The sequence below is a fragment of the Sinorhizobium medicae genome (genome assembly GCF_007827695.1).
Lineage (GTDB): Bacteria > Pseudomonadota > Alphaproteobacteria > Rhizobiales > Rhizobiaceae > Sinorhizobium > Sinorhizobium medicae.
Map to the genome: position 1 here is coordinate 31872 of NZ_VITA01000006.1, position 13307 is coordinate 45178.

Below are 13307 nucleotides of genomic sequence, written 5' to 3' on the forward strand. Positions count from 1 at the left end.
TCCTCAGGCATGATCGTCGTGGTTCAGGTCCCGGCGCTGGCTTGGCGAATCCGGGCGGAAAGCGCATCCATGTCGTCATAGAGCGCCGTGCTGTGATGGTAGAGCCGGTCGAAAACCGGCTGGACATGGCCGTAGATTTCGGCCCAGGCCGAGTCCGGGGCGATTTCGTCCGCATAGCGGACATAGGCATCCGCAGCTTCCTCCGGGCGGGAGAAGCGGCCGGTCGCGGTCGCCGCCATGGCGGCGCAGCCCATGAGCCCGCATTCGGGCTCGCGCGGCACCAGAACCGGTGTATTGAAGACGCTTGCTTTGATCTTCAGCCAAAGCTTCGTGCGGGCGCCACCTCCGGCCGCGATCATACGCTCCAGGCGCTTGCCGGAGCTGTGCTCCATGATGCGGATATGGCGTGCCATGGCGAAGGCGATGCCTTCGAGGATGGCCCGGTGCAGATGTTCCATGCCGTGCCCCGCGCCGAGACCGAAAAATTGCGCCCGTGAATTGCGGTGCCGGCCCAGCCGCTCACCGGTGAGAAACGGCATGAACAGCAGGGCATCGCAGCCGGGCGGCGCTTCTTCCGCGCGCGCGACGATGTCTCCGTAGCTCAGCGCGCCGTCATGAAAGGCGCGCCGGGCCCAGCGCATGCCGTCGCCTCCCGTCTCGAGAAGGACGAAGGGTGCCCAGTTGCCTTCAATGGTCGCGACGTTGGAAATTTCCGGATCCAGCAAGGGCTTTTCGGCAATCATCGTAACGATGGCACCTGTGCCGGTGCTGTCCGAACCCATGCCGGGCCGGCAGGCGCCCGAGCCGAGCAGCGCCACCGGATAATCGGCCCCGCCGACCATGACCGGCGTGCCGGCGCTCAATCCCGTCGCCTGGGCCGCCTGTTCCGTGATGCGGCCGATTATGTCCAGCGGATTGCGGATGGGCGGGAGGAGACGGGCATCAAGCCCCATGCGCTCGATCATCGCCGGCGACCAGGCGAAGTTTGCGGGGTTCATCAGGAAACTGCAAGAGGCGTCGCCCGTATCCATCGCGATCTCGCCCGTCAGCCGGAAGTTGATGTAGTCCTTCGGCATCATGGCGACTGCACTGCGCCGGTAGGCCTCAGGGTCGGCATCGCGCACCCATTGCAGTTTGAATCCCGGCCAGGCCGGCGTCGGCGTGTTGCCGCTTTCGCGGAGATAGCTGTCGGGCGCGTTTCCGGCCTCGAAACGGCGCACGAGGTCCAGCGTACGCTTGTCGTTCCAGAGCGGCGCCGTGTCACGCGTCAACTGCCCGCTGTCGTCGAGCAGGACAAGGCCGTGCATCTGGCCGCAAACGGCGATCATGGAGATGCGTTCGCGCGCGCCTTCCGTCTTGTCGAGCACGCTGCGTATGGCAAGGCAGGCGCCCTCCCACCAATCGAGCGGCCGCTGCTCCGCCCAGCCGAACTGCGGCACGATCTGGTCGTGCTCGCGCGCTGCGATTTCGACGATCTTTCCTCTGACATCGATGAGCGCCGCCCGGACGCTGCCGGTGCCGACGTCGATTGCGAGAAAGAGTTCCCCGGTCATGTTGCGGCCTCCCTCAAGGTAACGAGTGCGCCGGACAGCTCGCGTTGCTGCTCAGCGGCAATGCGATAGGCAGCAAGTGCGGCCCGATAGACCGCGCGCGCTTCCGGCGCGGGTTCATTGCGTCCCTCTGCGACGTGCAGCACCCGGATCGGCAGGAAATCCTGCCACAGGCCCATGCCGACGAAGGCCAGTGCCGCGGCGCCGAGGGCGGCCGCCTGCTGATCGATCCCTGTCTTGACGATCGTGCAGTCGAAGACATCGGCGAAAACCTGCCGCCAGAATGGGCTGCGCGCGCCGCCACCGACGATGATCATTTCCGGGCCGATCGGCGTCATGCGGCGCAGCTCGTCCAATGCGACGCGAAGCCCGAGGGCCACACCTTCGAGCGTCGCGCGGAATATATCCGCTCGGCCATGCTGCAGATCGAGGCCGACGAAGCCGCCGCGCACGGCTGGGCCGCCTTCGAAGCTGGTGCCGCCGCCGAGCGTCGGCACGAACATCAGCCCGCGCGCGCCCGCCGGAGCCTCGCCGGCAAGCTGGAACAGCGCGTCATGAACGTCGAGACCGGAGGCTCTGGCCGCCTGCTTGACGTCCGGCAGCAACGTGTCGGCAACCCAGTTCACGCTGGTGCCGGAGGAGAAGATTGACGTCGCCGAAATAAACTTGCCGGGCGCCACATGGGCGAAAACGAAGGGACGGACCCGGTCGTCGAGCAGCGGCTGCGAAGCGGAAACGGTGATCCAGCTCGACGAGCCCATCGAGGCATAGGCATCGCCTTCCAGGAAGGTGCGGCCGCCGAGCGCCATGCAACTGTTGTCCACGCCACCGGCTACGACCTTCACCCTTCGAGGGAGACCGAGACTGTCAGCGATCTCGGGAAGGATCTCGCCGATGATATCGGTGGAGGCGACGATCGGCGCAAACAGGCCCGCGCTCAGTCCCGCTGCTTCGATCAGGTCGGGTGCATAACTCCCGGCCCGGAGATCGTATACGCCGGTGCCCGAGGCATAGGACGGATCGGTGGCGATGCGGCCCGTCAGCCGCAGATTGATGTAATCCTTAGTGCCGATGATCGTCCGTGTCCGCACGAAGATGTCGGGCGCGTTCCGGCGCAGCCACATCGCCTTGAACACCGTGTAAAGCGGGGCCGGAAAGCCGTTGCCGGTTTTCCTGTACCAGCCGTCCGGGTCGACCCGCGTGAAGAAATCCTCCGATTCTGCGACGGCCCGCCCGTCGGACCAGATCGGAACGGATTCCTGCAGCAATACGCCGTCTTCGTCGAGTGGAAGGCAGCCGAGGCTGTGACCGGAAATGGCGACGGCGCGGATCTCGTCGGCCAGCACCGCTGGGTTGCCGAGCAGGGTTCGCAGACTGGCGCAAACCGCGTCCCACCAGTCTTCGGGGCGCTGCTCGTGATAGGAGGATGAAGGATAAAAGGTTCGATAGGAGACGACCTCTTCCGCAAGGCAGACCCCGTCCGGACGGAAGATCGCCGCCTTGACGCCTCCGGTTCCGAGGTCGAATGCTGCAACAGTGTCGCCCATGGCGTCAATCCGCCTTGCCGGCTATATCGAGGCGGCTGCCGGGCAGGGCGGCGCATTGGCGCACGAGGTCGACGGCGACCTGCGTATTGATGCCGAAGCGGGTTACCCCCAGCCGCAACATTTCGGCGATGGCGTCTAGTGAACGGATGCCGCCGGCGGCCTTGATCTCCACCGCGCCCTCGACAGTGACGGCGATGAGCTTCAGCCTCTCCAACGTCGTGGCGCTCGGCGTCCAGCCGGTGCCGGTCTTCACGAAGGCAGCTCCGCTTTCGGCAACGATGGCAGAAGCCGTGCGGATCTCCTCGTCCGTGAGATGGGCGAGCTCCAAAATGACCTTGAGCGGCACCGGGGCGATCGCCTCCACGACGGCGCGGATCTCGCTCCGGACATAGCCGATGTCGCCGGATTTGAGGCGGCCGACATTGATCATCATGTCGAGTTCCTGGGCTCCGCCTTCGGCAAGCTCCGAGGCCTCTGCGATCTTCATGCGGGTTGTGTGCCCGCCCGAGGGGAAGCCCACCGGTCCGCCGACGAGCGTCGGGCCGCCCGGGGGTACGAGGCTTCGCAGCAGCGGCACGAAATTCGGCAACGCATGCGCGGCGATGAACCCCTCTGCAACCGCGATTTCCGCCAGCTCCCGAACGTCCGCTTCCGTGTGGAAGGCCTGGACGGCGCTGATATCGATCAGGGCGGCGAGGTCGCGGGGAGCGAGCGATGCCGGCGGTTTGGAGCGGTGGCGATTGTCGTTCATCTCTATGTCTCGTTGCTCATGCGCAGATAACGAAGGTTGCGCTTCATGCCCGTGAAAAGGTCGACATGTTCGGCGCCGCGTCGCAGTGCGACGCTGGTGGAAAGGATGTCGATAACGGTCAGCGCGGCAATTCGGGAGATCGTCGGGGTATAGATATTGGTGTTCTCTAGGGTCTCGACCATCAGCACTATGTCGCAGAACTCGACGAGCGGACCGTCCGAGCCAACGATGCCGATGACCTGACAGCCGCTTTCGCGCGCCCGGCGCGCGGTTTCAATGATCGCAAGCGTCGCGCCGGTATTGGAGATGACGACTGCGACGTCGCCCGGTTTCAGCATGGATACGACCATGATCTGCTGGTGGGCGTCCGTTTCGGCGCCGCAGGGCACGCCGAAGAGAGGAAACTTCTGCTGGGCGTCACGTGCAACGATGCCGGATGCGCCGAAACCGAAGAATTCGATGCGGCTGGCCTTGGAGAGCGCGTCTATGGCCCGGCTGACCTGGACCGGGTCGAGATGGTTGCGGACCCAGTCCAGACTGGTGATCGTATAATCGAAGATCTTCGCCGAGACCTGGGCCGGCGTGTCGCTCGCGTCGATGACCGAGTGTGTCGCCGACATGCCGAGCGCGAGGCTCTGAGCGAGGCGGAGCTTGAAATCCTGGTATCCCTGGCATCCGATCGAGGCGCAGAAACGGATAACCGTCGGCTGGCTTACCCCCGCCCATTCCGCCGCCTCGGCGATCGTTGCATTGATCACGCGCTTGGGATCGGCCAGAACGAGCTCTGCGACCTTGCGGTCCGATTTGCGCAGATCCGCGCGCCTCAGCCGAATGACTTCCAGGATATTGTTGTTGCCGCCGATCGATTTGGGCTGGAGCGCGTTGGTTGACATGTAGACCCCCGGTTCACGAAGATCGCGCTGGTTTCAGGTGGCGCTGACCTGAAATCATCGCGATCGGTTCCAATAAGCGAGAGCGGGATGGGGGAGGGCAACCGTACACGTTTTTCCTCATCCTGCTCGAGACAGTCGGTATTCGACCGACAGCTTTGCCCGATGGAGCCTCACCCTGCAATCGGCGGATTCCGATTTGGTGTCGATCGCTTCAGGGCATTCGGTGTTGAAGGCAAACATGCCGTAATGATGGGCGATCATGTCGGGTGCGCCGATCCGATCGGCCAGCAGGCATGCTTCATCCAGCGTCAGATTGCCGGCAATGCCGGCCTCCGTCAGCTCGGCGCGGCGGCCGTTGACCGGCAGCAGCGCGAGGTCGACCCGAAAGGGAGCCACTTCCTCCACAAGCCCTTCGTGGGGGATCGTGTCGCCGGAATGGTATAGTCGCACCCCATCGGTTGCGACCACGTAACCCAGGAACCGGTGCCAGCCCTCGGGAGTGCGTTCGAGCGTTTCATGGGCCGCACGAATAGCGCTAACGGTGAAGCCGGGCAGAGGCTCGACGCTCTCACCCGCATCGATGGGAACCAGCCGCTCCGACTGAACGCCGATGCGTTCCTGCGCAGCTCCCAGCGCGGCGCGGGGCAGGAGGAAGCGGCAATCCGGATTGGCTTCGGCGATCGGCACGAGGGTTTGCGGATCCATATGGTCGGTGTGCTGATGGGTCACGAGAACGAGGTCGACCGGGCCGAGCTCGGATGGTGCGATCGGTGCCGGCATCATGCGGTCGTGCTCGAAGCGCTTGCCTTTGTATTTTTCCGCCAGACTGTCGGAGAGATAGGGGTCGATAGCGATGCGGAAGCGGCTCGTCAGGATGACGAATCCCGCCTGCCCCAGCCAGTAGAGCCGAACGCCGCGGGCTGCCGCCCTCAGCCGCTCGGCGAGCGGTTCTGAAAACGGCGATTCCAAAAACGGCATGGATGAGGGCGGGGTCACGCGGTCTCCTCCACAAGGGCCGAGAGAAGGTTCGCAACGGCAATCTTCGTCGCCTTGCCGACGCTCTCGTCGGTCAGGCCGCCGATATGACTGGTCGCAATGACGCGGGGATGGCTTGCAAGTGAGCCGGGCGCCGGCGGCTCCGTGGTGAAGACATCGGTCGCGTAAGCCTGCAGCCTGCCTTCGTCGAGCGCGGCGCGCACCGCGTCCTCATCCACCAGCGTTGCGCGCGCGGTGTTGATAAGAATAGCGTGCGGCGGCACGGTCGCCAGACGCGGCGCATCGACGATCGGCTTGCCGTCGGCCGGTGCCGGGCAATGCAACGAAACGATGTCCGCCCCTGCGAAAACCTCGTCCAGGCTCGCCCATTTGAACGGCCCGTACACCTCTACGTTCGGCCGGAACGGATCGCACGCGATGACGCTGGCCCGCATCGCCGAGACGGCGCGCGCGACACGCTTTCCGATTGCGCCGCACCCGATGATCCCTACCGTGCGTTCGGCAATTTCCCTGCCGCGCGACCGGGGCCAGCCGCCGGCGCGGATGCCTGCCGTTTCGGCCGGAATGTGACGCAGGGCAGCCAGCATAAGTCCGACCGAGAGTTCCGCCACGCCGACTGCGTTGGCTCCTTCGGCCTTGAGAATGCCGATGCCCCGCTCCTTCAGCAGGGGGAGCGGCAGATTGTCGATGCCGGTGCCGTTGCGGCTGATCGCCCGCAGGCTGTCGGCGGCGGCGATGACTTTGTCCGAGACGGGCTCGACGCCTGCCAGCCAGCCGATACAGCCCGGCACGAGGCCGATCAGTTCAGCCTCGCTCGGCATGCGGCCCGGCGTGGGGAATACGAGCTCGAAGCCGGCCTGCCGAAGCGGCTCTAGCTCCGGAGGCGGGTCGAGCGAGAGGGAGCGGGGCGTGACGAGAATGCGCTTCACGGCCTTACTCCCTTGCTGCCTCTATGGCGATCCGCGAGATGTCGTCGAAGGGCGGTCCCGAAGTCGGAATGGCGATGTCGAACACTTCCGCGATGACCTGCGTCCAGCCGTGGAGGAAATAGGTCCACCCATCCTCCACCTGCAAACCACGCATGACCTGCTGCCGTCGCGCCTGGTCGAGAAAAACGAGATCGCCGCGATAGTTGAGGTCCCAGGCGACGGCCCGCTCGGGGAAGAGGCCGGCATCGGTGATCGGCGAGCCAGGAGCGTCCTTGCCGAGACCGGTCGCGTTGATCACCATGGAGCCGGGTTTCAGCGAGGCCATGGCCGCATCGTTCAGCTCCGGCCGGTCGGCAAGGATATAGTCGACCTTGACGCGGGCGCCCATTGCCTCGTGAATCCGCTTCAATTCGTCCAGGCGCGGCTGCGACCGGTTCGTCACGACGATCCGCGAAGGCACGTCACTCCCTCGCTTTTCCTGCATGAGGTGCCAGGTTATTGCGATGGTCGAACCCCCGGCTCCCATCGACAGAAGCTCCGCGCCCGTTTCGGCGAAATGACCGGCGGGCAGGAAGCCGTCCATGGCTAGGCCTGAAGAGATGGGGTCCTTGGCGTGGCAGACGAGCTTGCCGTCGCGTTTGGAGAGGCAGCTCGTCTCGTGCATCAGCAGTGCATGGGGGTCGATCACGTCGAAGAGATCGCGTGCTGCGTTGAAAAGGTCGATCTTGTGGGTCGTGACCAGCGCGCCGAGCGACAGCGGGTCCGATTTGATGAAGGAAACGGCCTCGCGGTAGGCCGACGGATCGGCGTGGAGCGGAAAGTCGATGCCTTTCAGGACGGCGTCCCTCAGACCGAGATGGCGCGCCCAGGCGGGGAAGACCCGCATGATCGAGCTTTTCGCCGTCGTCACGCCGATGAAATAAAAGCTTGGCTGGGTTGCGGGCTGGTAGCGGCTCATCGGTTCGCCTCGCGTACGTCCCTGGCCCGTGCGACTGCTGCGCGCGCCTTTGCCGTGATGTCGGTCCAGCGGCCTTCGCCTATATCGGCCTTCGTCGCGATCCAGGTGCCGCCGACGGCGGCCACCGCGCCGAGCTTCAGCCATTCATGCATGTTGTCGATGCTGACGCCGCCCGTCGGTACGAAGCGTGTGCCGAGATGGGCGAAAGGCGCACTTATCGCCTCCAGCATGGCCGGGCCGCCGGCCGCCTTTGCGGGAAAGAACTTTGCAAGCTTGAGGCCTTTACGCGACACGGCCGTCAGGTCCGACGGCGTCATGATGCCGGGGGCAAAGGGAAAATTCCTGGTCTTCGCGGCCGCGACGATCTCGGCGTCGAAGCCGGGCGCGAGCCCGAAGCGCGCGCCCGCACCGATCGCTGCTGCCAGTGCTTCGGGTGTCAGAATCGTCCCGGCGCCAACCAGCAGTTCCGGCCGCTTCTCGGCCATGATCGCAATGACCTCGGCGGCGGCTACTGTGCGGAAGGTAATCTCTGCCAGCGGCAACCCGCCTTCGAGAAGCGCGTCAGCCAGAGCGATGGCGTCGGACGCGCGCTCGATCGCAATCACGGGAACGATGCCAAGCTTCGCGGCGTGATCGAATGGGGCATTCATGCGGATTTCTCCTTCTTCTCCAGGCCGTAAAGGGCGGCGATGGTTGCCGCATCGCGCTTTCGCCAGCTGCTGTTATCCACCTGTTTCCAGCCGCCTTCGCCGTCATCGACGATGCGGACCCGCATGCCGCCGGCCTTGGCGATGCAATCGTAGTCCTGGCCGGAATCGGCCGGATAACAGAAGAGCATCACCAGCTCCTCGCCTCCGATGTTCACCGAACGGTGGATCCAGTAAGGCGGGACGTAGCAGACCGTCCGGGCGTCGATGGCCACGATACGCACTTCGCCCTCCGGCGATTCCAGGAGCATCAGGCCGCTGCCCTTTTGCCCGTAATAGATTTCCGGCCGGTCCGACTGTCTATGGATGTGGCCGCGGGTGACGAAATACTCATCGCCCACCTTGCCGGGCAGCATACGCGTCGTACCGAAGATGAGGTCTCCGGAGCGTTCGTTGGGGCGGAACTCCGAAACCTCGTAGACAACCGTGTCGTTCCAGTTTTCCCGCATTGCAGAGAAAGCCGCCTCATCCGCATAGAGGCCGGCAAGATCGCGGAAGCGTTTCTGGTAAGCGCCGGTCGCAGCGCTCATGGCTCCGGTCCGAAGGTCGACCTGGCACGCTGCGGGCTCGAATAGCTTTGTCAAAGTGGTTCCTCGTATGTGTCGCTTTTGGTATCAGGCGATGGTGTAACCGCCGTCGATCTTAAGGTTCGCGCCGTTCACCATCGCAGCCGCGCCGCTGGCGAGGTAGAGCACCGATGCGGCGATCTCCCATGGCTTGGCGAAGCGCCGCGTCGGGATCGCGGCCCGGGCGCGGTCGCCTTTCTCTCCGGCCCAGCCGGACAAGCCGAGCTCAGTTTCCACCACGGTCGGCGAGAGAGCATTGACGGTCACGCCGCGCGGCCCCCATTCCAGCGCCATGCAGTTCGTCATACCGACGATGCCCGCCTTGCTGGCGCAGTAGGCGACATGACCCTCGATTCCGATGATCGCGGCCTGGGAGGCCATGTTGACGATGCGGCCGGACCTGCGCTCCAGCATTCCCGGGGCGACCGCGCGCGCCATAAGGAAGGCACCCTTGAGGTTGACGGTGAGCGTCCGGTCCCAGTCGGCAGTCGCATAGCTTTCCGCAGGGGCAAGGGGTCCTATGCCGGCATTGTTGATCAGAATATCGATCCGGCCGAAGGCTTGGGTCACGGCCTCTACGACCTGGCCGACGCCCCGCTCGTCCGTCACGTCCACCACATGGGCGATGTGACCTGAACCGAGCGAGGCGGCAACGCCGGAGACGGCCGCATCCCGGTCGAGCAGCGCGACACGCGCATTCTTCGCGGCGAAGGCTTCCGCAACCGCCCGGCCGATGCCGGTGGCGGCGCCCGTGATGACGACCGTCTTCCCGGCGAAATCGAGCAGGTCGTCGTAGGAAGGGGTTTCCGTCATGTCAGAATTCCTGGCCTGTATGGGTGATCGTCATTTCCTGGAGATTGACGTTCTGCGGCAGCTGATAGGCGAAGAGCATGGTCCGCGCGATGTCGTTGGCGTCGAGCCCTCCATCCAGCAGCTTGCGGCCGCCGTCCCAGAAGTCGTAAGCGTTCTGGTGGGTGATGGTCTTGTCGATTTCAGACTTCGCAACCCCGGGCGAGATAACCATGACGCGAACTCGATAGGCCGACATGGTCTGGCGCATGCCTTCGCTGACGGCATGAACGAAATGCTTCGTGCCGCCATAGACGTCATGGTGCGGATAGACCTTGCGGCCGGCGATCGAGGAAACGTTGATGATAGTGCCGTGGCGGCGCTCCTTCATGCCTGGAGCGACCGCATGCATGCCGTTGAGAACGCCGAGGCAGTTGATGTCCACGAGATCGCGCCATTGCGCGGGATCCTGTTCGTCGAGCCGCGCGAGACGGGAAATGCCGGCATTGTTGATGAGGCAGTCGACGGGGCCGAACCGTGCCTCACCCTGCCTGATCGCCCCCGCGAGCGCATCATAGTCACGGACGTCGGCTGCGACCGCCAGCGCGTTCTGGAGTCCCATCGCCTCGATCAGTTCGGGCCGCCGGGCAATCAGGAGCAGGGGATAGCCCGCGGCCGAAAAGACGCGCGCAGTCTCCTGCCCGATACCGGCGCTTGCGCCGGTGATCATGACGAGCGGCTTTCTATCGGCCATGCTTTTCCTCCCGCTGCTCAATCGATGCTGCGCGACAGCGCATCGAGCGCCAGGATCGCGTCGCGCACCGCGGGAGCGGTGACGGCAACCGGCGTGGCATAGATGATGTTGCCGGGCCGGCAGGCGGCATCCGCCACGCGCCCGATCTTGGCGGGCACGTCATCCACGATGCCTAGGTCCGCCAGTCTGGTCGGCAGACCCACGCTGCGGCAGAAGCGTATCATCGCCTCGATTTCGCCCCGGTCGCGGTTTTCCAGCATCAGCAGGCAGAGCGTGCCGAAAGCGACCTTCTCGCCGTGGAATAAACCATGGACCTCTTCGAGCACGGTCAAGCCGTCATGGATGCCGTGCGCCGCCGAGCAGCCGCAATTCTCGAAGCCGAGGCCCGACAGCAGCGTGTTCGCCTCGATGATATTCTCCACAGCGCGGGTGAGCAGACCGGCCTCGACGGCGACCTTGGCCTTTACGGCGTCGCGCATCAGCACCTCCTGGCAATGCCGCGCGATAGCCATGCCGGCCTCGGTTGCCGGAAACCCGCCAGCGACATAGTTGTCTGTGCGTGACTCTATATTGGAGCGGGCCTCGAACCAGGTCGAAAGCGCATCGCCGATACCGGCGACCAGGAAGCGTGCAGGCGCGGCTGCCACCAGCGCGGAGTCGACGACGACCACGTCCGGGTTGCGGGGCAGGCGGAGCGATTCCTCATAGACGCCATGCTCGGAATAGCGCACCGCAATCGCGCTGCAGGGCGCATCGGTGGAGGCGATGGTCGGTGCGATGACGATGCGCGCATCCGTGTCGATGGCGACGATCTTGGCGGTGTCGGCGGTCTTGCCGCCGCCCACACCCACGAGGATATCGCTGCGGTGCTCGGCTGCGGCCGCGCGCACACGCTCGATCTCCGAGGTGCAGCATTCGCCGCCGAACCGCTCGAAGTGGAGGTCGAGCTTGTCGTCGCAGTTTTTGGCAATACGTTCACTGAGCTTTTCGAACAGCACGCGGTCGATCAGCACGAGCGCGCGCTTGCCGAGCGGTGCCAGATAGTCCGCCAGCTTGTCGATCTCGCCTGCGCGCTGAATGTATTTGTTTGGACCGCCGAATGCCCGTGCCATTCGAATACTCCCATATCTTTGCTTGAGTGTGCGAAGGTCAATGGATGGTGTAGCCGCCGTCGATGGTGAGCACCGATCCGGTGATGTAACTGGCGGCGTCCGAAACGAGGAACAGCACCGCTGCCGCCACTTCGCTCGACTTGCCGGCGCGGCCCAGGGGCGTCATGCCGAGCCAGATCTTGGACCATTCGGGATCATCCAGACCGCCCTGTGTCATGGCCGTTTCGATGTAGCCGGGGGCGACGGCGTTGATGCGTATGTTGCTCCTGGCGAATTCGCCCGCGAGCGATTTCGTGAGCATATGCACGCCGGCCTTGCTGGCGTTGTAGGCGACCTGATTCTGCGGCAGGTTGCTGATGTAACCCGAGATCGACCCGATATTGACGATCGAACCGCGCCCGGCTGTGGCCATGGTCTCGATCGCGGCGCGACAGCACCAGAAAAGGCCGGTCAGATTGGTGTTGATCACCTCGTCCCAGGTCTCCGGCTTGAGTTTCAGGCTGTCGCAATGTCGCGCGATTCCGGCATTGTTCACGAGGATGTCGAGCCCGCCCAATTCTGCTGCCGCCTCTTTGACGACCTGCTGCGCTTCGGCCTCATTGGAAATGTCAGCGGGCAGATAGATCGCCTCTATCCCTTTCTGCCTCAGCTGCCCCACAGCCTTTTCGCCTTCGTCGAGTGAGCGGGCCGAGACGGCAATGCGGGCACCGGCTTCGCCAAGCGCCTCGGCGCAGGCGAAGCCGATTCCGCGGCTGCCGCCGGTTACCAAGGCGGTGCGCCCATTCAGTCTGAAAAGTTCAGCGTACACTTTTCCCTCCCTGCCGGCGCTCATCCCACGCCTCAAAATGTAGTTTAATTACCTTGACAATCGAGTGTCAATCCGAAAATCTAAGGCTCAGGGACGGGAGGTGCCGAATTCCGCCATCACGAGCGCGATTGCTCGCATAGCGAATTCGGCAAATGTAGTTAAGCTACGGGAGGGCTATTGCATGGGCGTTCTGTGTCAATGCCGTTTTCGGCCAGGCGAGGAAAGGGTTTCAGCGACGGGTCGCGCGTCGCCGTCCTTTGGTCGGCGCCGTCCCTTCGGCGTCCCGCGCCTTCGCCGCAGCCAGATAGTGCTCCCGCGTCGTGGCGATGTGCCTACCCATGAGGTCGATTGCGTCGCCGTCCTTGCCTCCGGCGATCAGTTCGGCAAGGCGCAGATGGTCTTCGAACGAAGAGGCGTTGAGCGAAGGAGCGAGCGAGAGTCGGTTGCGCAGGGCCTGAACGCGAAAGGCGATCAACTCGTAGGCTTCCAGAAGGTAGGCATTGTCGGCAAGTTCGAAGAGGACCATATGGAAGCCGCCGTCAAGCGTGCGGTAGAGCTCCGCGTCGTCGGCATCGAGCGCCTTGCGCATCTTCCCGACAACATCGGTCCATTGCCGGGCGAGTGCCTGCCGGTCGTTGGCAAGTGCCATCCGCATGGCCGCCAGTTCGAGCACTTCGCGCAGCTCGGAAAGCTTCCGGACCTGTTTCGCATCCATGTCGAAGACGAACGACCCTCGCTGCGGATGCACTTCGATGAGGCCCTGACGCTTAAGCACCATCAGCGCCTCGCGCACCGGCGTCTTGGAAACGCCGAGCTCGGTGGCGAGCGCGATTTCCGAGAGCGGTTCGCCAAGCTGGAACTCGCCGCGCACGATGCGGTCGCGGATTTGCTGCACTGCCTGATCGGTCAGCGACGGGCCGCGGTCAAGTGTACTCATGAGGTCTCCC

The 13307-nt window shown here is 64.3% G+C and carries 14 protein-coding genes; all 14 read right to left on the bottom strand.

Features of this window, described 5'->3' with window-relative positions; genetic code table 11:
- Positions 1-23: 23 nt before the first annotated feature.
- Positions 24-1553, bottom strand: a complete 1530-nt coding sequence (locus FB009_RS11840; RefSeq protein WP_018207869.1) for a xylulokinase — start codon at positions 1551-1553, stop codon at positions 24-26.
- Positions 1550-3097: a xylulokinase gene (locus tag FB009_RS11845; RefSeq protein ID WP_012066693.1), complete on the bottom strand. Its 1548-nt coding sequence runs from the start codon at positions 3095-3097 to the stop codon at positions 1550-1552. Before FB009_RS11845 ends, FB009_RS11840 begins: the two co-directional genes overlap by 4 nt.
- A 4-nt stretch (positions 3098-3101) precedes the next feature.
- A complete protein-coding gene (gene deoC / locus FB009_RS11850; protein WP_012066692.1) occupies positions 3102-3848 on the bottom strand; it encodes a deoxyribose-phosphate aldolase in 747 nt (248 codons plus the stop codon).
- 2 nt (positions 3849-3850) lie between these two features.
- Positions 3851-4741: an SIS domain-containing protein gene (locus tag FB009_RS11855; RefSeq protein WP_012066691.1), complete on the bottom strand. Its 891-nt coding sequence runs from the start codon at positions 4739-4741 to the stop codon at positions 3851-3853.
- Positions 4742-4858: 117 nt separating this feature from the next.
- Positions 4859-5719 carry an MBL fold metallo-hydrolase gene (locus FB009_RS11860; protein WP_024310704.1) on the bottom strand — a complete coding sequence of 287 codons (861 nt, stop codon included), beginning with the start codon at positions 5717-5719 and terminating at the stop codon, positions 4859-4861.
- A 14-nt stretch (positions 5720-5733) separates the two neighbouring features.
- Positions 5734-6666 carry a phosphoglycerate dehydrogenase gene (locus tag FB009_RS11865; RefSeq protein ID WP_012066689.1) on the bottom strand — a complete coding sequence of 311 codons (933 nt, stop codon included), beginning with the start codon at positions 6664-6666 and terminating at the stop codon, positions 5734-5736.
- Positions 6667-6670: 4 nt separating this feature from the next.
- A complete protein-coding gene (locus FB009_RS11870; protein WP_012066688.1) occupies positions 6671-7624 on the bottom strand; it encodes a shikimate dehydrogenase family protein in 954 nt (317 codons plus the stop codon).
- Positions 7621-8274, bottom strand: coding sequence for a bifunctional 4-hydroxy-2-oxoglutarate aldolase/2-dehydro-3-deoxy-phosphogluconate aldolase (gene eda, locus FB009_RS11875; protein ID WP_012066687.1), 654 nt, complete (start codon positions 8272-8274; stop codon positions 7621-7623). The genes FB009_RS11870 and eda overlap by 4 nt, the downstream gene beginning before the upstream one ends.
- Positions 8271-8915 (bottom strand): glucose-6-phosphate isomerase, encoded by a 645-nt coding sequence (locus FB009_RS11880; protein ID WP_012066686.1) that lies wholly within the window; start codon positions 8913-8915, stop codon positions 8271-8273. Before FB009_RS11880 ends, eda begins: the two co-directional genes overlap by 4 nt.
- 30 nt (positions 8916-8945) lie before the next feature.
- Positions 8946-9710: an SDR family oxidoreductase gene (locus FB009_RS11885; protein WP_012066685.1), complete on the bottom strand. Its 765-nt coding sequence runs from the start codon at positions 9708-9710 to the stop codon at positions 8946-8948.
- A gap of 1 nt (position 9711) precedes the next feature.
- Positions 9712-10440 carry an SDR family oxidoreductase gene (locus FB009_RS11890; protein WP_012066684.1) on the bottom strand — a complete coding sequence of 243 codons (729 nt, stop codon included), beginning with the start codon at positions 10438-10440 and terminating at the stop codon, positions 9712-9714.
- A gap of 17 nt (positions 10441-10457) precedes the next feature.
- Positions 10458-11552: a glycerol dehydrogenase gene (locus FB009_RS11895; RefSeq protein WP_012066683.1), complete on the bottom strand. Its 1095-nt coding sequence runs from the start codon at positions 11550-11552 to the stop codon at positions 10458-10460.
- Positions 11553-11589: 37 nt separating this feature from the next.
- The gene (locus FB009_RS11900; RefSeq protein ID WP_026183419.1) at positions 11590-12360 is read right to left on the bottom strand and encodes an SDR family NAD(P)-dependent oxidoreductase; all 771 of its coding nucleotides are present in this window, start codon (positions 12358-12360) and stop codon (positions 11590-11592) included.
- Between the two features lie 229 nt (positions 12361-12589).
- Positions 12590-13297, bottom strand: coding sequence for a GntR family transcriptional regulator (locus FB009_RS11905; RefSeq protein WP_012066681.1), 708 nt, complete (start codon positions 13295-13297; stop codon positions 12590-12592).
- Positions 13298-13307: the final 10 nt, after the last annotated feature.

Excerpts from the sequence above, each read along its gene's own strand:
- FB009_RS11840 (WP_018207869.1), bottom strand. The coding sequence starts at position 1,553 with ATGACCGGGGAACTCTTTCTCGCAATCGACGTCGGCACCGGCAGCGTC.
- FB009_RS11845 (WP_012066693.1), bottom strand. The coding sequence starts at position 3,097 with ATGGGCGACACTGTTGCAGCATTCGACCTCGGAACCGGAGGCGTCAAG.
- deoC (WP_012066692.1), bottom strand. The coding sequence starts at position 3,848 with ATGAACGACAATCGCCACCGCTCCAAACCGCCGGCATCGCTCGCTCCC.
- FB009_RS11855 (WP_012066691.1), bottom strand. The coding sequence starts at position 4,741 with ATGTCAACCAACGCGCTCCAGCCCAAATCGATCGGCGGCAACAACAAT.
- FB009_RS11860 (WP_024310704.1), bottom strand. The coding sequence starts at position 5,719 with ATGCCGTTTTTGGAATCGCCGTTTTCAGAACCGCTCGCCGAGCGGCTG.
- FB009_RS11870 (WP_012066688.1), bottom strand. The coding sequence starts at position 7,624 with ATGAGCCGCTACCAGCCCGCAACCCAGCCAAGCTTTTATTTCATCGGC.
- eda (WP_012066687.1), bottom strand. The coding sequence starts at position 8,274 with ATGAATGCCCCATTCGATCACGCCGCGAAGCTTGGCATCGTTCCCGTG.
- FB009_RS11885 (WP_012066685.1), bottom strand. The coding sequence starts at position 9,710 with ATGACGGAAACCCCTTCCTACGACGACCTGCTCGATTTCGCCGGGAAG.
- FB009_RS11890 (WP_012066684.1), bottom strand. The coding sequence starts at position 10,440 with ATGGCCGATAGAAAGCCGCTCGTCATGATCACCGGCGCAAGCGCCGGT.
- FB009_RS11895 (WP_012066683.1), bottom strand. The coding sequence starts at position 11,552 with ATGGCACGGGCATTCGGCGGTCCAAACAAATACATTCAGCGCGCAGGC.
- FB009_RS11905 (WP_012066681.1), bottom strand. The coding sequence starts at position 13,297 with ATGAGTACACTTGACCGCGGCCCGTCGCTGACCGATCAGGCAGTGCAG.